Annotated in this window: 19 protein-coding genes; 12 read left to right on the top strand and 7 right to left on the bottom strand. The window is 35.9% G+C overall.

From position 1 onward, the window contains the following. The first annotated feature begins 73 nt into the window (after nt 1–73). Nucleotides 74–1,435 (top strand): signal recognition particle protein, encoded by a 1,362-nt coding sequence (gene ffh / locus B0E34_RS14030; RefSeq protein WP_087710379.1) that lies wholly within the window; start codon nt 74–76, stop codon nt 1,433–1,435. A 31-nt stretch (nt 1,436–1,466) separates the two neighbouring features. Further along, on the top strand, nt 1,467–1,739 hold the full coding sequence (locus tag B0E34_RS14035; RefSeq protein WP_087710381.1) for a TM2 domain-containing protein: 273 nt from the start codon (nt 1,467–1,469) through the stop codon (nt 1,737–1,739). A gap of 78 nt (nt 1,740–1,817) precedes the next feature. On the opposite strand, the gene B0E34_RS14040 is transcribed toward B0E34_RS14035, so the two are convergent. The 5 genes from B0E34_RS14040 to B0E34_RS14060 form a co-directional block, all read right to left on the bottom strand. Beyond that, entirely contained in the window at nt 1,818–2,441 is a 624-nt protein-coding gene (locus tag B0E34_RS14040) for an outer membrane protein (RefSeq protein ID WP_087710382.1), read from the bottom strand. A gap of 88 nt (nt 2,442–2,529) precedes the next feature. Next, on the bottom strand, nt 2,530–3,138 hold the full coding sequence (locus tag B0E34_RS14045; RefSeq protein WP_087710384.1) for an outer membrane protein: 609 nt from the start codon (nt 3,136–3,138) through the stop codon (nt 2,530–2,532). Between the two features lie 211 nt (nt 3,139–3,349). Further along, nucleotides 3,350–3,859 (bottom strand): hypothetical protein, encoded by a 510-nt coding sequence (locus tag B0E34_RS14050; RefSeq protein ID WP_087710386.1) that lies wholly within the window; start codon nt 3,857–3,859, stop codon nt 3,350–3,352. A gap of 111 nt (nt 3,860–3,970) precedes the next feature. Next, on the bottom strand, nt 3,971–4,642 hold the full coding sequence (locus B0E34_RS14055; RefSeq protein WP_116098898.1) for a porin family protein: 672 nt from the start codon (nt 4,640–4,642) through the stop codon (nt 3,971–3,973). Between the two features lie 140 nt (nt 4,643–4,782). Next, a complete protein-coding gene (locus B0E34_RS14060; RefSeq protein ID WP_087710390.1) occupies nt 4,783–5,742 on the bottom strand; it encodes a PhoH family protein in 960 nt (319 codons plus the stop codon). A gap of 135 nt (nt 5,743–5,877) precedes the next feature. On the opposite strand from B0E34_RS14060, the gene B0E34_RS14065 reads away from it, so the two are divergent. The 7 genes from B0E34_RS14065 (at nt 5,878) to rplI (ending at nt 12,768) form a co-directional block, all read left to right on the top strand. Next, nucleotides 5,878–6,705, top strand: coding sequence for an SAM hydrolase/SAM-dependent halogenase family protein (locus tag B0E34_RS14065; protein WP_087710392.1), 828 nt, complete (start codon nt 5,878–5,880; stop codon nt 6,703–6,705). 63 nt (nt 6,706–6,768) lie between these two features. Beyond that, the gene (locus tag B0E34_RS14070; protein ID WP_087710394.1) at nt 6,769–8,079 is read left to right on the top strand and encodes a dihydrolipoamide acetyltransferase family protein; all 1,311 of its coding nucleotides are present in this window, start codon (nt 6,769–6,771) and stop codon (nt 8,077–8,079) included. A 210-nt stretch (nt 8,080–8,289) separates the two neighbouring features. After that, complete coding sequence (locus tag B0E34_RS14075; protein WP_087710396.1) at nt 8,290–9,720, top strand: serine hydrolase domain-containing protein; 1,431 nt, start codon at nt 8,290–8,292, stop codon at nt 9,718–9,720. Nucleotides 9,721–9,917: 197 nt separating this feature from the next. Then, nucleotides 9,918–11,276, top strand: a complete 1,359-nt coding sequence (locus B0E34_RS14080; RefSeq protein WP_087710398.1) for a chloride channel protein — start codon at nt 9,918–9,920, stop codon at nt 11,274–11,276. A gap of 174 nt (nt 11,277–11,450) precedes the next feature. Continuing rightward, on the top strand, nt 11,451–11,792 hold the full coding sequence (rpsF, locus tag B0E34_RS14085) for a 30S ribosomal protein S6 (RefSeq protein ID WP_029293501.1): 342 nt from the start codon (nt 11,451–11,453) through the stop codon (nt 11,790–11,792). A 31-nt stretch (nt 11,793–11,823) separates the two neighbouring features. Next, the gene (gene rpsR, locus B0E34_RS14090; RefSeq protein ID WP_002979091.1) at nt 11,824–12,126 is read left to right on the top strand and encodes a 30S ribosomal protein S18; all 303 of its coding nucleotides are present in this window, start codon (nt 11,824–11,826) and stop codon (nt 12,124–12,126) included. Nucleotides 12,127–12,258: 132 nt separating this feature from the next. Then, a complete protein-coding gene (gene rplI / locus B0E34_RS14095) occupies nt 12,259–12,768 on the top strand; it encodes a 50S ribosomal protein L9 (RefSeq protein ID WP_087710400.1) in 510 nt (169 codons plus the stop codon). 476 nt (nt 12,769–13,244) lie between these two features. Here rplI and B0E34_RS14100 read toward each other — a convergent pair whose 3' ends face one another. After that, nucleotides 13,245–14,048 (bottom strand): helix-turn-helix domain-containing protein, encoded by an 804-nt coding sequence (locus tag B0E34_RS14100; protein ID WP_087710402.1) that lies wholly within the window; start codon nt 14,046–14,048, stop codon nt 13,245–13,247. Between the two features lie 194 nt (nt 14,049–14,242). On the opposite strand from B0E34_RS14100, the gene B0E34_RS14105 reads away from it, so the two are divergent. The 3 genes from B0E34_RS14105 (at nt 14,243) to B0E34_RS14115 (ending at nt 18,359) form a co-directional block, all read left to right on the top strand. Further along, a complete protein-coding gene (locus tag B0E34_RS14105; RefSeq protein ID WP_228423082.1) occupies nt 14,243–15,523 on the top strand; it encodes a TolC family protein in 1,281 nt (426 codons plus the stop codon). Nucleotides 15,524–15,527: 4 nt separating this feature from the next. Beyond that, complete coding sequence (locus B0E34_RS14110) at nt 15,528–16,574, top strand: HlyD family secretion protein (RefSeq protein ID WP_087710404.1); 1,047 nt, start codon at nt 15,528–15,530, stop codon at nt 16,572–16,574. Nucleotides 16,575–16,796: 222 nt separating this feature from the next. After that, nucleotides 16,797–18,359, top strand: a complete 1,563-nt coding sequence (locus tag B0E34_RS14115) for an MFS transporter (protein WP_087710406.1) — start codon at nt 16,797–16,799, stop codon at nt 18,357–18,359. A gap of 249 nt (nt 18,360–18,608) precedes the next feature. Here the strand turns inward: B0E34_RS14115 and B0E34_RS14120 are convergent, their stop codons facing one another. Next, entirely contained in the window at nt 18,609–19,187 is a 579-nt protein-coding gene (locus B0E34_RS14120) for a thioredoxin family protein (protein ID WP_087710408.1), read from the bottom strand. Nucleotides 19,188–19,238: the final 51 nt, after the last annotated feature.

Consider the following 19,238-nt stretch of genomic DNA (forward strand, 5'->3'; position numbering starts at 1 on the left):
CAAATCTCCATATCTTATTATAATATATCCTAAAAATTTCCTTATTTTTGCAAACCTATAATTTACAATACATATGTTTAATAGTTTACAGGATAAATTAGACAAAGCGCTGCATAATATTTCAGGACGTGGAAAAATCACGGAAATCAACGTTGCGGAAACCGTAAAAGAAATTCGTAGAGCATTGGTGGATGCCGATGTTAATTATAAAGTTGCAAAAGATCTTACCAAAAGAGTTCAGGACAAAGCCTTAGGACAGGACGTTCTTACATCGCTTACTCCGGGACAGCTAATGACGAAAATCGTTCACGATGAGTTAGTAGATCTTATGGGTGGTTCTCAGGAAGGAATCAACCTTTCAGGAAAGCCTTCTGTAATTCTTATCGCTGGACTTCAGGGTTCCGGTAAGACTACCTTCTCCGGAAAACTGGCGAATTATTTAAAAACAAAAAGAAATAAAAAACCTCTTTTGGTTGCGTGTGACGTCTATCGTCCTGCTGCGATCGATCAGCTTAAAGTTTTAGGCGGACAAATCGGGGTTCCGGTTTTCACGGAAGAAGGTTCTATGGATCCTTCAAGCATTTCTCAGAATGCGATTAATTTTGCAAAAGCAAACGGTCATGATGTAGTGATCGTGGATACAGCGGGTCGTTTGGCAATTGATGAGCAGATGATGAAGGAAATTAAAACCGTTCATTCTGTGATTACGCCAAACGAAACACTTTTCGTTGTTGACTCCATGACGGGACAGGATGCTGTGAATACTGCAAAAGCATTCAACGATACTTTGAATTTTGACGGGGTTGTTTTAACGAAATTAGACGGTGATACTCGAGGCGGAGCTGCTTTAACAATCCGTTCTGTTGTTGAAAAGCCAATTAAATTCATTTCTACAGGAGAGAAAATGGAGGCTTTGGATCTTTTCTACCCGGAAAGAATGGCAGACAGAATCTTAGGAATGGGAGACGTTGTTTCCTTGGTAGAAAGAGCTCAGGAACAGTTTGATGAAGAGGAAGCGAAAAAACTTCACAAGAAAATCGCTAAAAACGAATTCGGTTTTGATGATTTCCTAAAACAGATCAACCAGATCAAAAAGATGGGGAATATGAAGGATTTGATGGGGATGATTCCTGGTGTTGGAAAAGCAATTAAAGATGTTGAGATCAGCGATGATGCATTTAAACATATTGAAGCAATCATCTACTCTATGACTCCTGAAGAAAGAAGAAAACCTTCTATCATCAACACCCAGAGAAAAAACAGAATTGCAAAAGGGGCAGGAAGAAAAATTGAGGATGTTAACCAATTGATGAAGCAATTCGATCAGATGGGTAAAATGATGAAAATGATGCAGGGTCCTCAAGGAAAACAGATGATGCAGATGATGAGCAAAATGCCAAATATGCCTGGAATGGGCGGAATGTTCGGTAAATAAAACACAAAAAAAACGATTAAAAATAATTATTATGGAACTTAACGAAAAACAAGGGAACTACAACCAACCTTACAAATCAGAAAAAAAAGTTGTTGCAGGAATTTTAGGAATTTTACTGGGAACTTTTGCAATTCACAAATTCTATCTTGGATATACTAAAGCAGGTATTATTCAATTAGTTTTAGGACTTGTAACTTGTGGAATTGTTGGTATTGTTGGATTTATTGAAGGGATCATTTACCTTACAAAATCTGATGAAGAATTTGACAGAACTTATGTTCAGAATCAGAAAGAATGGTTCTAAGACTTTAAGTTTTACAAATACAAAATCCGGCTCATATCTGAACCGGATTTTTTGTTTATCCTAATGAAAGAAATTGAATTATTTATCAGATTTCTGAGCTTTAGCTTTGATGAAATAAGAGAAACCTACGTTTACCCCGAAAGTATTTACTCTGTTCTTAAATTCAGTACCGAAAGAAGTTTCTTTGTTCGAGAACTGATCGAAAGATACTCCTAAGTTAATCCCTAAAGACTGAGTTGCCATATAAGTAACTCCTCCTTTTACTTTCCAAGCTAAACCGTCAGCAGTATAATCTGTTGAAGTTCCTGAAATAGTTTCTTTTGTTTTGCTTGAAGCATAACCAATACCCGCTCCCAAGAAAGGAACCACTTTGCTGCTGTTCGCAAAATAATAAGTTGCAGTTGGCATTACAGAAAAGCTGGAAACAGTATTCTTATCACCGCTATCTTTTGTTGTAACACTTGTAAAACCTAAATCGATTCCAACAGCCAATTTATCAATTACAAAATAACCTACAGATGGAGTAACAGCGAAAGTACTTACTTTAACACCGTCATACGTTTCACCGTTTACCTTAGTTTTAGTTTCCATATTGTTGAAACCAATTCCTGTGTTTCCGCTGATTACCCAGTCTCCTTTAGTCATCTGAGCGTTAGATAATCCGAAAAATGCGATTGCACCAGCTAATAATAGTTTTTTCATAGTTATAAAATTTATTTTTTAAAGATTTTTTAAAAGATTAAAAAGTCCCAAGAAAACTCAGGACTTTTTAGTTTATATGCTTTGTTTATTATTTTGCAAAAACATATTTTACACCGATTCCAACAGAAGCCAAATCAAGACCGAAGTTGTAGTTATCTACACTTTTAGCATTCTTGTATTTGAAGTTGCTGTATCCGAATTCTCCGATTGTAGCTTCAATAGTCCAGTTTTTGTTTAAGAAATAATCTAAACCTGGCTTCACAGCAACACCGAAAGAATTGAATTTCTCTTCTGTCGTGTTTGTTACATTTAAAGTAGTATTCTCAAGCTTATCGTTTCCGAAAGCCATTGGTACTGAAAGCTGACCGAAGATGTAGAATTTCTCACCTAAAGTCCAGTACTTTCTTGCAAAAGGTTCTACAACAAATGCAGAAACAGTGCTTTTAGTAGTAGTAAGAGCACCTTCATTTTTTGCTACGCTTGAAGCATAACCAACACCAACTCCAACTGCTACGTTTGTTCCAACGAAATGTCCGATGGTAGGAACTAATGTTAAATCACTAGTTTTGATGTTTGTATTGTTGTTTTCAGTAGCTGCAAAGTTTAAAGTTCCAGACACATATGTAGTTCCTTTAGCGATTTGCGCGTTAGATAAACCGAAAAGTGCGATAGCACCCGCTAATAATACCTTTTTCATTTTTTAATAATTTTAATACTTTCTGACAGCAAAGTTACAGTGACCATGCTGAATATTAAAATTTGTTAATATGATTAATATCATCGGTATTTTTTAGCAATTTTCAATAATAAAAGCTATTAAATAAAGGCTTTTAGCGTTTTCACAATTTTTCGAATAAAAAAACTCCAATTTTGCAATCGGAGTTCATTATAGTTGATTTTAAAAAAATTTATTTCAGGAAGAAATTCACTCCGAAATTCACCGCTCCGAAGTTAAATCTGTCATCACCGTACCAATATGGACCACGACCTTTGTATTTACTGCTTACACTCTGGAATCCCAAATACAGTTCTGTATTCTTCATTTGATATCCTACTCTCGGCGCAACATACAATCCGCTGTTAATGTAGTTTCTCGTAGAAATTCCTGCTCCAAGATCCAATCCTACAAACAAAGGAATCTTGTTAAATCTGTATTTTCCGGAAACAGCAATAGGAACAAACCCAAAATCATCTACATTATCTTTTCCGAAAAAGTGTGAATATCCTGTAGCAGCACCAATATCAAGACCTTTAGTAATATTCCACATATATGCTGCATCCAATCCCAGGGTTACACTTGCCGCATCGGATGCATCTCCAAGCGGAGCACCCACATGAGCTCCCAATCTGAAACCTTCCTGAGCCTGAGTAAGACCTCCCAGAAATGCAAAAGCACCCAATAATAATAGTTTTTTCATTTTAATAATTTTAAATTTTGAATTTTCTAATGATAAAAATGTGGTAGCATTTTATATAAAAAAAAGCGTTACAAATTCTGTACCGCTTTAATTTTTTATGAGAATAAATTCTTAGTTTCCTCCGAATTTGAATCCTACTCCAACCTGTAAAAAGCTGTTAGTTAACTTTTCTCCGTTTGAAGCGTCTTTTGCCAAATTAGATACTCCCATATTGTATCTTGCATCAAAGAATAATCCGTTCTCCAGCATATATTCAGCACCAAGGAATGGAGCAATATTCAAAGTATTTAACTGATCTTTGATATCCACTTCATCGCTGCTGTTTATTTCGAATCCCGGAATAACACCGCCTAATCCTAAATCTGCAGAATATTTTTGTTTAGCAGAAAGGATAACTCCAAAACTTGCACCTGCAGAAACCGAAAGACCTTCAGTAATGAAATATTTAGCAGAAACAGGAATCAATAAAGTATGGTAAGTCTGTTTTGCCTTAACATTGAAAAAGTTGGTAGGATCACTAGGATCAACTTCTGCAATATTCAGTTTCCCTCCAAGTTGAGAATATAAAAGTTCCCCCTGTAAACCAAACCTGTCGCTTACTTTATATTCTGCAATACCTCCGATGTAAAAAGTATGTAACGGATCTGATGTTTCAGAATCTGAGTTGTCTTTAAGCTTAAGGGTTGAATAAGAATATCCTGCTTTAGGTCCGAATCTGAATTCCTGAGCTTTTGCGCTCAATCCCATAACAGCGACTGCTGTCAAAAGAAATAATTTCTTCATAGTTAATAGTTTTTTATTAATCAGCCGCAAAAATAACATTTTTTTTTAAATATCAAAATAATTTCAGCAAAGTGTTTAAAAAAACAAAAAGCAGATCAACTACTGTTCATCTGCTTTTCAATTATATTATGATAAATTGTTTAATCGTTTCGCTGTCTTTTTTCCTCGTCATTGTAGGCAAGGATAATCTTTCTTACAACAGGGTGTCTTACTACATCCTCTTCTGTTAAATGAACAAAACCGATTTCTTTTACATCCTTCAGAATTCTCATCGCTTCCTTTAATCCGGATTGCTGTTTCGGAGGTAAATCCACCTGACTCGGATCTCCGGTGATGATAAATTTAGCATTCATCCCCATTCTGGTTAAAAACATTTTCATTTGGGAATGGGTTGTATTCTGCGCTTCATCCAGAATTACAAACGCATCATCCAAAGTTCTCCCTCTCATAAACGCTAACGGAGCCACTTCAATCACTTTCTTTTCAATAAAGCCTTCCAGCTTTTCATGCGGAATCATGTCGCGTAACGCATCGTACAAAGGCTGTAAATACGGATCCAGCTTTTCCTTAAGATCACCCGGTAAAAATCCTAAGCTCTCCCCTGCTTCAACCGCAGGTCTTGTTAAAACAATTCTTTTAACCGTTTTATCTCTTAAAGCTTTTGCCGCCAAAGCCACACTCGTATACGTCTTTCCCGTTCCGGCAGGTCCGATGGCAAAAACCATATCTTTTTTTTCGGTTTCCTTAACTAATTTTTTTAGATTGGTGGTTTTCGCTTTGATGATTTTGCCATTAACACCTTTTACAATGATGTCCTGATCAAAAACAAGCTGTTTTTCGTTTTCATCTTTAATATTCAGAAGATTTTCAACATCTTTCAGGTCTATAGAATTATTTTTTGAAATAAAATTGACAATATCATCAAGCTTTTTCTTAAAAATGTCCAAAGCTTCCTGATTGCCCATCGCAAAAATATAGTGATCTCTTCCGGTAATTTTAAGAGTGGGAAAAGTAGATTTTATAAGGTTGAAAAATTGGTTGTTTACTCCGTAGAAGATTTTCGCATCGATATCCTCAAGATCATATGTCAATTCAAACATGCAGTATTATTATTAATTTTAGATTTTAAATTTAAAGCTTTTTTTGAAATTTATATCAAATTCTTTTCCATAATTTTTCGGGCATTCCTTTTATTTTAGATAAATTTGCATTTCTATCATTCTATACAACCATCAATGTCAATTATAACCCTCACTTCAGATTTCGGAAATTTGGATTACAGAGTCGCCGCTGTAAAAGGGAGCATTCTTTCTCTGAATCAGAAGGTTAATATTGTTGATATTAGTCACGAAATACAGGCTTTTAACCTGATACAGACCTCTTACATCGTAAGAAATGCTTATAAACACTTTCCGAAAGGCACGATTCATATTGTTTCCGTAGACAGTTTTCACAACAGAAACAGGAAAAATATTTTATATAAATCCGACGGACATTACTTTCTGGCGGCAGATAACGGCGTTTTAAGTTTGATATTTTTTGATATTAAACCTGAAGCGATCTACGAAATCACTTTGAACAACCGTTTCGACGATATCGTTAATTTTACTTCTACGGACGTTTTTGTTCCGGCAGCCGTTCATCTGGCAAACGGAGGACTTCCCGAAGTGATCGGCAGAAAAATAGACACCGCAAAACTGCTCCTGTTTCCAAAACCTGTTTATAATGAATCTGAAAAAATGATTATCGGAGAAGTTACGTACATTGATAATTTCGGAAATATAATCTCAAATATTAATAAAGATTTTTTTGAAACCATCTCAAAAGGATACGAAAGTTTCACGATAAAATTCAGAAACTTAGCACTTTCAAGAGTCTTTTCGAGTCATACGGAAGTGGTTTCGGACTGGGATAGAGAAACAGAATTTCACGGGCAGTCTGCTGCAATCTTCAATGACAGTCAGCTTTTGGAGCTTACCATCTACAAAGGAAGCCGAAAAAACGGGGCAAAATCCCTGTTTGGACTTAACGTGGGCGAAAATATTTACATTGAATTTTTCTAAAATTTAATATTTCATAAAAAAATCGATTTTTTTTATATATTTGTCAAAATCTAAAAATTAAAAATGGCAGAATACAAATTATTGCTTCCGTCCATGGGAGAAGGTGTTATGGAAGCGACAATTATCTCCTGGTTGTTCAACGAAGGTGATAGCGTAAAAGAGGATGATTCCGTAGTAGAAATTGCAACAGATAAAGTAGATTCAGACGTTCCGACACCCGTTTCGGGGAAAATCGTAAAGATTTTGAAACAGAAAGACGAAGTTGCAAAAGTAGGTGAAGCCATTGCTATTTTAGAAATTGAAGGAGAAGGCGGAAACACTGCTTCAGAAGAAATAAAAACGGAAACTCCGGCGGCTGCTCCGGACGCGGAAACCTTAAAAACCATTGAAGAACCTTTAAAAGTTGCTGCTTCAACAGAGTTTTCGGGAGATCTTTATCTTTCGCCGCTTGTAAAATCTATCGCACAGCAGGAAAATATTTCTGAAACCGAACTGAAAACCATCAAAGGAAGCGGTCTGGAAGGAAGAATTACCAAAGAAGATATTTTAGCGTACGTTAAAAACAGAGGAAACCAGCCAGTTCAACAGGCAGCTCCTGTACAAACTGCATCTGCTCCACAACCGGTTGCGACTTCATCTCCTGCTGCTACGATTACGGCTGCTGCAGGTGACGAGATCATTCCGATGGACAGAATGAGAAAAATCATCGCTGAAAACATGGTAAAAGCGAAGCAGATTGCTCCGCACGTAACTTCTTTCATCGAAACAGACGTTACGAACGTTGTAAAATGGAGAAATAAAAACAAATCTCTTTTTGAAAAACGTGAAGGTGAAAAACTGACGTTCATGCCGATTTTCGTGAAAGCAGTTGTGAAAGCGATTCAGGATTTCCCTATGATCAACGTATCAATCAGCGGAGAAAACATCATCAAAAAGAAAAACATCAACATCGGTATGGCAACAGCTTTACCGGACGGAAACCTTATCGTTCCTGTTATTAAAAATGCAGATCAGTTATCACTTTCAGGATTGGCAAAAGCAATCAACGATTTAGCGTACAGAGCAAGAAACAAAAAATTAAGACCTGAAGACACTCAGGGTGCAACATATACAATTTCTAACGTAGGAAGCTTCGGAAACTTAATGGGAACTCCGATTATTCCTCAGCCTCAGGTTGCAATCTTGGCAATCGGAGCTATCGTTAAAAAGCCTGCCGTTCTTGAAACGCCGGACGGAGATGTAATTGCAATCAGAAACTTAATGTTCATGTCTCACTCATACGACCACAGAGTTGTAGATGGTTCTTTAGGCGGAATGATGCTTAAACATGTTCATGATTACCTTGAAAACTGGGATCTGAATACAGAAATATAATTTATAAATGATGAATGATAAGTGATAAATGATACAATTGTCATATTAAGCTTATCGAAACATCTTTACAATATAAAACCTTCGATTTTTTTCGGAGGTTTTTTGTTTGAAAAACTTTGTTACATTTTATACCAAATCCGGACAAACCATGTAATAGAATGCTTTTTTTAACTGTCTTTAAATAAAAGCAAGAACCTATATTCTCAAAATATGAAACAAATTCTTCTGGCAACTTTTGTCTTAAATATTTCTGCCGTCTCTTTTTCGCAGCAAGCCAATCAGTTTACATTAATTGATAATTACGTAAAAGAAGCCATTAAAGCAAATCAGATTCCCGGTTTAGCAATTGGTGTTATAAAAGATAGTAAAGTAATTTTTGAGCAATATTACGGTACGGAAAATTTGGAAGATGCTAAAAAAGTAAGTCCAACTTCAATGTTCAGGATATATTCTACTTCAAAATTAATGACTGACGTTGGTGTTTTTCAATTAATAGAACAAGGAAAATTATCTTTAGAAGACAATGTTTTAAAATACGTTGAAAATCTACCACAGGAGTGGCAAAATGTGAAGGTAAAAAATCTCTTGACCCATTCTTCCGGAATACCGGATTTTATTGCTTTCAGTGATATTCTGCCGGAATATTCAGGTTCTAAAACTATTGAACGGTTGAGCAAAGAGAAAATGGATTTTACAACAGGGAACGAATTCAGATATAATCAAACGAATTATATGCTTCTCTCTATGATTATTGAAAAAATTACAGGACAATCTTTTGGAGATTTTATTCTAAGTAATCAATTTTCTGATGTAAAAAATCAGATTGTTTATTCGTCAAATGCTCTTGAAAAAATTCCGAACCGTGTTATAAAATACAATTTCAATTCGGAGACTAAAAAATATGTAAAATCTAAAGATGTTGAAGGAAAAAAAGCATATCCCGGAAACGGAATAGCCATTACTCTGCCTGCATTTTTGAAATGGAGCAGCCATTTAAGTAAAAATGACTTCCTGAATCAAAAAACAAAAGACATGATGTGGCAGCCATTTGAATATGGAAATAAAAAAGATGTCTTTGCATACGGCTGGGAAATCAATAAAGTGAATAATATTTCATCTTACGGCTTTTCTGGAGGAAATGTAAGCGCTTTCAGATTTTATCCACAAAATAATATGGCAATAATTATGATGTCAACCGGTTATAACTTTTTTCCAGAACAATATCACATCATAAATCATATTGCATCCATCGTGGATAACAATTTAACCGATAATTTTCTGTTAGCAGAAGAGTCAATTATTACTGAATTTGCTAAGCCAAACAATCCAAATGCTGAGAAAAATTATTATGCTATTAAAGCAAAAAATTCAAAATGGAATTTTGAAGACACATTGAATAATATCGGATATATTTTAATGAGAAATTCCAGATTTAATGAGGCAGTAAAAGTTTTTGCATTAAATACTAAAGAAAATCCTCAGTCGGCGAATGCTTTTGACAGTTTGGGAGAAAGTTATTTTTCAATTAAAAACTATACTTTAGCCTTAGAAAATTATAAAAAATCTTTAGCATTAAACCCTGAAAACACCAACGCAGAAAATATGGTTAACAAAATACAAGATTTAATGAAAAAGAAGTAACATTTAATTTTAAATAACAAATCAATCCGGCGAAAGTTGGGATTTTTTTACTTGTAAATTTTGACTAAAGAAAAACAAATCAACTAGTTTAGTGACAGAGATTTTAATTGGAAATAAAAACGCTTTATGAGTGGCAAAATTTTTAGAAGAAATATAAATTCCTTATTTTTATCAACAATCTTGCGACAAACCATTTAATGCTGAAAATAATAGTCATCATCCGAAGATCTCTAAAAAAATCTTTTGATAATATTAGAAACGAACAACTGAAGTACAATCTGCTTCAGGCAATCCCTTTCTGGATCGGTTCCGTAATTACGGGATTTGTAGCGGTGATGTATGCCAAAATTTTTGCATGGGGCGAAAATCTCCTGCATTTTATTTTGGACTGGCATTCGTGGATGATCTTCATTATTGCCCCGATTGGTTTTGTCTTGTCTTGGTGGCTCGTGAAAGAATTTGCCCCGAATGCAAAAGGAAGCGGAATTCCGCAGGTGATGGCAGCCGTAGAATTAGCCAACCCGAAAGAACATAAAAAGATCCGAAGTTTACTAAGTTTAAAAATTATTGTTTTTAAAATCCTTTCCTCTTTAGTTTTGGTTATCGGAGGCGGTGCAGTCGGTCGTGAAGGTCCCACAATTCAGATCGCAGGTTCCGTATTCCGAAAAGTAAACGAATACCTTCCCGAATGGTGGCCGAAAATTTCAAAGAAAAATATGATTATGACGGGTGCAGCAGCGGGACTTGCAGCGGCTTTCAACACACCTTTGGGCGGAATTGTTTTCGCTGTGGAAGAACTTTCCAAAACCCATATCAATTATTTTAAAACCGCCCTTTTTACCGCAGTTATCATTGCCGGTTTAACGGCGCAGACTTTGGCAGGTTCTTACCTTTATTTGGGATATCCACAAACAAATGACGTTTCTTTAATGGTGATGTTTCCGATCATTTTGGTGGGCGGAATCGCCGGAATTTTAGCCAGTCAGCTCTCCGTAATCATGCTTAAAATGAATGACTGGAAAAAGAGAAAACTTAAAACAGACCGCGCCAACGTAGCATTTCTAATTTTATGTGCTCTAATTATAGCTTCTATCGCTTTTTTCATCAACAGAGAAATATTAGGCTCCGGAAAAGAAATCATGGAACGCGTTCTTTTTACTTCAGAAAAACATGAAGACTGGTACGTTCCTGTTTTAAGAATGTTGGGTTCTGCCCTTTCCTTTACTTCAGGCGGTGCCGGAGGAATTTTCGCGCCTGCCTTAACAGCCGGAGCAAGTATTGGTTCTGTAATTTCAGGATTTATCCATTTAAGTCCCAATGAAACAAACGTTGTTATTTTGGCAGGAATGGTTGCTTTTTTAACTGGGATTACCAGAGCTCCCTTTACATCAGCAATAATTGTTCTGGAAATGACTGACCGACATTCTTTGATATTTCATCTCATGTTAGCGGGAATGGTGTCTTCCATTGCCTCCATTTTGGTATGCCGACATTCTTTATATGATGTCATAAAAGTAAATTTTTTAACGGAGATCAGAAAAGACGACCGTATGTAAAGTTCAGGGTTTTGGGTTTAAAGTTTATTTGTAAGAAATGCTTCAACAGCCAAAAACTATCACTAACAATACCCCGCCATCAATTATTTTCAAGAAAGCCCCTTCTTATATTGCATATTATAAATATATTCTCTACTTTTGCACCTCGAAATAATTAACAAATTTTTTAACATTATGAACAATTACGAAACTGTTTTCATTTTAACTCCCGTTCTATCTGATGCACAGGTGGAGGAAGCAGTGAAAAAATTCGAAGATCTTATTAAAGAAAAGAACTGCGAAATCGTTGCTAAAGAAAACTGGGGATTAAAAAAATTAGCTTACCCGATCCAATTGAAAAAGAACGGATTTTACACTTTAATCGAATTTAAAGGTGAAGGTTCTGTAGTTGCTGATTTAGAATTGGCATTCAAGCGTGACGAGAGAGTAATCCGTTACCTTACTACAAAACTAGACAAACACGCTGTTGACTACGCTGTAACTAGAAGAGCAAAAGTAAAAGCAGCTAAAGCTTAATTATTAACCCTATTTTTTAAAAAGACAAGACATGGCAATAGACGAAATGGCTAAACAAGCCTCAGCTGGAGGAGAATCTGAAGTAAAATTCCTTACTCCGCTTGATATCAATACAAAATCTGAAAAGAAATATTGTAGATTCAAAAAATACGGAATTAAGCACGTAGATTACAAAGATGCTGATTTCTTATTACAGTTCGTAAACGAGCAAGGTAAAATCTTACCAAGAAGATACACAGGAACTTCTTTAAAATACCAAAGAAAAGTTTCTGCTGCAATCAAAAGAGCAAGACACTTGGCGTTACTACCATACGTAGCTGACTTATTAAAATAAAAAAATTGCAATTAGCCATTAGCTTCTCGCTTTTGGCTTTTTGTTGCTGAATTAATTTATAAATTCTAACGATGTGAAGAGTAAGCCGGAATATAAACCCCGGAACTCCAAACTCTAAAACGGACAACAACAATGAACATTATTCTAAAAAAAGACGTAGAAAACTTAGGTCTTGAATTCGACACATTAAGCGTAAAGCCTGGTTATGCAAGAAACTTCTTAATTCCTCAAGGGTATGCTTTATTAGCTACTCCTAAAAACATTGCAGCTTTAGAAGCTACTTTGGAGGCTAGAAAAGAAGAAGAAGCTAAATTGGTTGCTGCTGCAAACGCTGTAGTAGAGCAATTAAAGAAAACTTCTATCACAATTCCTGCAAAAGTAGGTACTGGTGATAAATTATTCGGTTCTATCAACAATGCAGATTTAGCTGAAGCTCTAGCAAAAGCAGGGGTATCTGTAGATAAAAAATACATCAAAATTCCTGGAAACACAATCAAGAGAACAGGTAAATTCTCAGCTCTTGTTAGACTTCACAGAAACGTTGAGTACAACTACGAATTCGATGTTGTATCTGACGCTCCGGTTGAAGCTCCAAAAGCAGCTCCTGTTAAAAAAGAAGAAGCATCTTCTGAAGAAGCTTAATCAAGACGAGATTTTCTCAACATATAAACCACTTCAACCGAAGTGGTTTTTTTGCGTCCTTGCGACAGAGTGAAGGTTCGCGAACGCAGTTCTGAAGCAACGAAACAATCTCTTACAACAATTTATTATTACATCAACACATCAGTCATTTTGACGAAGTAGAAATCTACCCTCCAATAGAAAATTCCTATATTTTTCAGGAGCTATTTCCCGCTTTCCATTACAATCTTTTTTTGCAAAAAAGGATTTTCCATTACAATCGGGGCTAAAATTCCCATCATCAATAAATACTGATACGTTTTCACAGCACTTATCTCTCCAAAAAATAAAGAATGAAGCAGAAATTTAATTAATGCTTTTAGTAAAAAAAATTTATGTCATTAGTATTTAGAAAAAATAAAAAAACCTCCCACTCTTAAACTCTCAAACCCTACAACTCTAAAACCCTTATAGCCCTAAAACTCTCCAACTCAAAATCACTCCTCTCCCTTCAGCTTCTGTAGATAATCCGTCGGAGCAACCCCAATTACTTTTTTAAAAATATTACTGAAAGAAGACAAACTGTTGTATCCCACCATCATCGCGATCTCGTACATATTATACTTCCCTTCCAGCATCAGTTCCAGAGAACGGGTAATTCTCAGCGCACGTAAAAAACGAACGTAATTCATGCCCAGAATTTCCTTAAACTTTCGGGAAAGTGTTCTTGTACTCATCCCGAATTGTTTTGCCGTAGATTCAATGCTTAAAGGCTTTTCCAGATTCGCATGAATGTACTGTGCCACCTTCAGAAGCATCTCGTCATTCGGAAAAGGATGCTGAACCGGAAATGCCCGTTTTTTATCCCTTTTTTCAGGTAAAATCCCTTTTAACGCTTTAAGAAAATCATATTTTACCCCATCATTTCTTGTGATTTTCCCATCCCAGTCTTTGGTGTACAAAATCATCTCCCGAAGAAGATGACTTACCGAATAAATATTAATTTCATCAAAAAAGCCATTTTCATTTTCTTCTTTTTTAAAATAAAAATTATACAGATCTACTTTCGGACTCGTAGAGAAAATATAATGCGGTGTTCCGGCAGGAATCCACATAAAGCATCTTGCCGGTAAATACCAGTGTTTCAGATCGGTGAAAATATGCACAATTCCACCTTCTGCATAAACCAACTGAGCCGAACTGTGATAATGGATTTCGGTTTTCACCTTTCCGGTAAGCACATGATAAACGTAAAATTCCGAATCTGCTTCTTCTACTGCTTTAAAATGACTTTCGTTCATTCAATAAAGGTAAAGAGAAAATTTCAATATGGCGTAAATGAGCAAATCTTTTTCTGTTTTCACAAATCATGTCCGAAGCTGTACCGCGTAAATTTGCAGAGTCAAAAACAATTCAGCAAAAAATCTTAACTATATTTATGAAAATGATATCATACTCAAACAGATATCAGTGGTTTGCGTTGTGCCTATTACTTATGAGTAATTTATTACAGGCACAGATAACCGATTATCAACATCTTAGTCTGCAAAAAGCAATAGAAATCGGATTAACAAAGAATAAAAAATTACAAATTAGCCATTTAAAAGATGAAATGTCCGAAACCAGAGAAAAAGATCTAAAAATGGAAAAGTTTCCCGATGTAGAATTTCACACAAGCTATAATCAGGTAACCAATCTTTTTCAGCATGAAGACGGGGTGTTTGCAAAAGCAACAAAGTACAACATCATCAATGGAATGTACGATTTTACGCTTTCGGCTTCCATTCCTGTTTATATGGGCGGAAAAATTAAAAATACCGAAAAAAAAGCCGCCATTGATACTGAAATTTCATCTCTTAAAACGCATCTGAATGAGAGACAGCTAAAGATGGAAATTATCACCGCCTTTCTCCAGATTCATCATTTAAAAGAACAGCAGCATTTAATTAATGATAAAATGAAAGAAGATTCCATAAACATCAAACAGGTAAAAGCTCTGAAAGCAAACGGTGTGGTTACGGTAAACGAAGTTCTCAGAACCTCTTTACAGCTCTCTAACCATAAAATGAACCGGACAGAACTGGATAATGATATTCAGATTGCAGAACACAAGCTGAAAACGATGCTTTCGCTTCCGGAAAATCAGGAAATGCATGCAGAAACGGAAGACTTAATTTCTGAGAATGCAGAAATCCCTTACATCAATGAATTAACGGAAACCGCTTTACATAAAAACGAATCTGTGGAAATTGCCAATAAAAATCTCACTCTGAAAGAACTGGATCAGAAAATTGCCAAAGCGAATTATTTACCGAAAATTACCGCAGGCGGAGAATACTTTTTAAAATATCCCAATATGATGTTTTTTCCGCCCGAACCTTATGCGTATCGTTTGGGAATGATCGGTATCCATCTTACTTATCCCATCGAAAATTTGTACAAAAATAAATACAAAATGCAGGAAGCAAAAGAAAATATAACTCTTGCCCAATTGCAGATCGAAGAAAATGAAGAAAATATCCGGCATGAAGTGTATGAAGCTTTCAAAAAATTTGAAGAAACGGAAGAAAAGGTAAAAATCGCAGAAGAAGCCATTAATCAGGCAAAAGAAAATTACAGGATCGTGAAGACCAAATATGCGAATAAGCTAAGTTTAATCACCGAACTCATTGATGCAGACAATGCCTATCTGGAAGCGCAATCCAACCTTATTTCCGTAAAAATTAACCGACAACTAAAATATTACCAACTCCAGTACACGATTGGAAATTTATAAAACTATGGCGAAGAAACAATTAACACAAAAGGAAAAAAGAATCAATAAAATCATCAGCGTTTTGGCGTGGATTCTTATCATCAGCGGAATAACAGGAATGTTAAGCTTCTATCTTTTTTCGAGAAAAAATGTAACGACCAACGATGCGCAGATCGAACAGTACATTACGCCGGTTTCCAGCAAAGTTTCGGGGTTTATAAAGACAATAAAGTTCAATGAAAACCAGTTTGTGCATAAAGGCGACACTTTACTTATCATCGACAACCGCGAGTTTATCAATCAGGTAAAAATAGCGGAAGCCGGTCTCCATGCCAACTCAGATAATATCAACACCATCGAAAGCGGAGTGAATACGAAAGAAAGTGACACTAAAATTATTGATGCAAAAATCGCCTCTGCCAAAATCGACATTTGGAAAACCGAACAGGACTTTAAACGGTATAAAAATTTAGTGGATGAAGATGCAGCAACCGATCAGCAGTTTGAAAATGCAAAAGCTTTGTATGAACAGGCAAAAGCGAGCTTATCAGCTTTAGAACAGCAAAAAAACGCAGTAAAAGCAGGCGTTAGTGAGCAAAAAACGAAAATCGCTCCGGTAAAAAGCCAGATACAGCAAAGTTCTGCCAATCTTAACAATGCGAAGCTTTTTCTTTCCTATACTTTTGTTACCGCACCTTACGACGGTTGGGTAGGAAAGAAAACCATTCAGGAAGGACAGTTGATCAAAGAAGGTCAGGCTTTGGTTCAGATCGTAAGCAAAGAAAAATGGATTATTGCCAATTATAAAGAAACGCAGTTGGGACAAATCGATCAGAAAAAAGAAGTCATTATCACCGCAGATGCGTATCCTGATGTGGAATTTAAAGGAAAAATCGTGTCAGTTTCTCCCGCTTCAGGCTCCCAGTTTTCTTTGGTAAAACCGGACAATGCAACAGGAAATTTTGTGAAAATAGAGCAGCGATTTCCTGTAAAAATCATTCTCAATAAAAATCAAAACAACGAAAAATTGCTTTCCGGAATGAACGTTCTGGTGAGTGCGAGGAAGATTTAGAGTTTGAGCGTTTCAGGGTTTGAGGGTTTGAGAGTGAAAGGGTTTGAGTTTTTTTAGTGTTTTCATTTTCTCGAATTTAAATTTTTCAAATTTCTTTTCTCGGATTTTTAATTAACCAATCAATTATTTTTAGCGAAAAGGCAGAATACAATTTTGCCATCTTATCTTTTTTTACAATTTTCTGTCTTTTCGCAATTTTTTATTTTTTTTATTCAATTAATCATGCATCACAATTCAGTTTATCATGGATGGGTTCCGCAGTGGCTGAAACTTCCGCTTCTTATTTTAGCGCTTTTTCCGCATCTGATGCTGCTGTCGCTTCTGCATTCCAACAGTGCTTTTACCGCTTCTTTTATGGATGCAGATTCGGATGACATACAATATTTAATGATCCTGATGTACGGAACATTTGTGGTCACGCTTTTGGTGATACAGCGTTTTATGGCATATTTCAGCGTAAAATATTATACTTTGCTGATGTCTTCCGCTTCCGTTCTCATTCTTTACGGACTTTCTGTTACGCATGATTATCATATCATTCTTGTCATCCGTTTTCTGGAAGGAATTTTCGGAGTTTTGGAAGGCGCTATATTTCTCCCGCTTATTGTGGCTGAATTAAAGACAAAACACGCCAAAGAAATTGCCTACCTTTTTATGTACACCATTATTCTTACGGGCGGAACATTAACCACTTCCCTGCTGAAATCAAGCATAGAAAACTACGATTTCCGCCACATGATTCTCATGATGGTCTATTTTCACGTTTTCGTTCTGGTAATGGCTTTTGCTATTTTCAATAAAAACAGATTTTTCCCGAAAAAACCTTTGTATCAACTTGATATTGCAAGCTGGTTTTTGCTTTGGGGATGTCTTCAGGCAGGAGGTTACGCGCTGATCTACGGAAAAAGACTGATGTGGTTTGAATCTGATCGTATTGTATTCTGTTTTTTACTGTTCCTGATTTTTGGAGGATTATTTATGCTGAAACAGAGAAATCAGCCGCGGCCGTTTTTTCATTTTGAAGTTTTCAGTTCAAAAAATGTAATTGTAGGGGTTATTCTTTTCTTCATCTTTTATATTCTCAGAGCTTCCATCAATAATGTGTACAGCGTGATGGCTGTTGTCTGGAAATGGCAGTGGGATTACATCGTGGAAGTTCAGTACTGGAACGTTGCAGGAAGTCTTCTGGGCGTTTTTCTGTCCGCATTATGCATCACCAAAGGGGCTTCTTCAAGGCTTGTATTTTTTACCGGATTTTTAATTTTAGCCATAGACAGCGCATGGTTTACCTATACTTTTTATACGGATACAACGCTTCAGACGATTTGTCCGCCCTTGTTTCTTCAGGGAGTCGGACAAGGCTTGCTTTTTACTCCGCTTGTATTCTTCTTAATTGCAGGAATGCCGGAACAGTACGTTTCCAATGCGACCGCAGTAGGAACCGCCACAAGATTCTGGACCACAGCAATCGGCTATGCGTTGATGCAGAATCTGATGCTTTTTTTAACCCTAAAACATTCCGATTCTTTAAGCTCGGAATTTGTAAGCACAAACTCGATTTTCGCGTCGCAATGGAACCAGATTTTTGGAAATAACAGTTCTAAACTTCCGGTAAATGAATCTTTATCCGTTACCTCAGAAATTTTTAAGTCAAAAATAAATTCACAGGCAATTCTGCTTTCCAATATGGAGATTTTTACAGGATTGTTCTGGCTGGCTTTAATTACCGCAGTAATTATTTTACTGTATCATCCGGTGAAAATTGTGGTAAGGAATATTATTTAAATAAGGAACCTGTTTAAACTAATTTCAGAATTAACCACAAAAGACACAAAAGGCAATGTTAAAGCAAATTTCAATAATATTCAAAGCGCTCAAAAGAACCAAAATCAAAGATTTTTAAAAACTATTGTGAACTTTTTCATTTATAATGATCAGCTTTAAATAAAAGTTTAGTTCATCTTTTGTACCTTTTGCGGTTAAATAAAAAGTTTAAACAGACTCAAAAAAACCGGGAGAAATTCCCGGTTATGATTATGATTTTGGAGACCAGACGTTGAAAAACTCTTTCACTTTTTCAAGGCTGTATCCTTTTCCTTCCTCTAAAACTTCGCTCTGCTGAACGTGGATCATTTTACCATTCTGATCCAGAACGATGAAAACCGGATATCCGAATTTCGTTCCCGGATCGCCATATTTGGCAAATATCTTTTCGTTTTTATTTTCCGGAGAATAATTCAGGTGGTAATATAGATAATTGTCGTCCACTAATTTTTTCAGTTCCGGAGTAGTCTGTACATACTGATTGAATCTTAAACACCAAATGCACCAGTTTCCTCCTGCCTGAATCATGATATTTTTCTTTTCCTTTTTAGCTTTTGCAATCAAATTCTGTATATCTTTTTCTGCATCTGCTTTCGGATCATAAGGTTTTGGAAGCTTCGCCTTCTCTTCCGCTGCCTTTTTCTTGGCATCCAGTTCGGCATGATCTGTCTTTACCAATAACGATTTTTCTTCTGAAACACTTTTAACTTCCTGTCTTACGGTATTGGTATTCTGAGAGAAAGCAATGGAACTTAAACCCAGAAATGCAATTAATGATAATTTTTTCATACGTTAAAAATAAAAAAATAATACTATTTGTAAGCAAAAACAGAACCATAA

Origin of the sequence: Chryseobacterium mucoviscidosis, from assembly GCF_002177115.1 — a bacterium.
Taxonomy (GTDB): Bacteria; Bacteroidota; Bacteroidia; order Flavobacteriales; family Weeksellaceae; genus Chryseobacterium; species Chryseobacterium mucoviscidosis.